This is a genomic window from Leptospira idonii, assembly GCF_004770995.1.
Lineage (GTDB): Bacteria > Spirochaetota > Leptospiria > Leptospirales > Leptospiraceae > Leptospira_A > Leptospira_A idonii.
The window spans coordinates 1-1,320 of sequence record NZ_RQHW01000017.1 but is presented as its reverse complement, the minus strand read 5'-3'; the positions used below and the strand labels follow the sequence as shown (position 1 = coordinate 1,320).

General features: G+C 38.3%; 1 pseudogene. It reads left to right on the top strand.

Features of this window, described 5'->3' with window-relative positions:
• Positions 1 to 564: 564 nt before the first annotated feature.
• Positions 565 to 1,320 (top strand): annotated as a pseudogene (locus EHS15_RS05835) (hypothetical protein); the annotation flags it as partial.

Sequence of the window (1,320 nt, the reverse complement as noted above, 5' to 3'; positions counted from 1 at the left end):
TTTTCTAGGTAATGTTCGCTATGCAGAAGGTTTGCAGAAATTGATTTTTGGAGCGAGGGGGGAAGGTGATAAGAGCTCTTCTACCGGCACTTATTTACAACTCCCCGCACGAACACGCCTAACCCGAAATTCGAGCTTCTCTCGAACTTCGGACCAAACATCCCATCCCGCCCCGTTGTAAATGCGTTCCGGCAAAACGCTCTTAAAATCATTCCAGAAGCAAATCACTACTATTCCATTTTATCAGCAAAGATTCTCACCACTCTCTTTGCAAAGAAATGCACTTGCAACAGCACTGATCTTCGTTTCCTTCATAGAAAGAATCGTCCAAGCATTGCCAAATGTAAGGAATGTGGTAATGAACTAAGTGTAACTGCAAAGACTCCCTTCGATAACTTCAAATTACCTCTAAGCTATTTTTCCTACATACTCCATGATATGATTTTGCAGTATCCGAAGGCTGTGACTTCGACTGAAATCAGCAGGAAACTAAATCTCTCATATAAATCTGCTTACTACCTGAAGCGAAGAATCCAAATCATTTTGTCTTTGTTGAATGATACTTTGAGAGATCAATTGTATAAGGAATTAGAAACCTTTGCCCAAGATCATCCAATTCATCTTCCTAAAGGTAATAATGATTTGAGACCGATTTTAAAGGGTGTTCCTGTAGCTGTTGCAGATAGTGTTGTGTTGTATTCTTCTTCCTTGAGAGCGAATAAGCATAGAAGTAGAAGATATAAAACAGGATCATCATCGATTTATCTTTCTAATAGTCTCGGTGGAGAGCAAAAGGGGATTCTTTGCCATACCGTTGGGATAAATCATGGAATGACCTTTTATAAATCGATTCCCTTAAATAATCAAAATTATTTGGGCAATGATCTAAATTCTAAAATACCAAAATCAATTCCTCTTTTTACAGACGAAGGTTATACATTTATTTGGGATCGTCCTAATCATAGAATGGTGAATCACTCGAAGAAGAGTAAAGACCCTCGTTATAATTTGTCTAGGGAAAGATGGATTACAAAACAAGGAGTGACTTCCAATGGTGCAGAGGCTCGCAATAACATATTAAAACAATCCTTCCGCTCCTATCACTATGTAAGTCCGAAGTGGTCACAGTTGTATTTGGATGAAATATCATTTCTAGGTAATGTTCGATATGCAGAACGCTTGCAGAAATTGATTTTTGGGGCGAGGGGAGTTGGTGATAAGAGCTTTGCGCAGATAAAATCAGGAATATTTGAGAATTTTGAATATAAAGCTTTAACCTTAGAGGAAAGAGAGGGAGAGAATCGAACTAGACTCATCAAT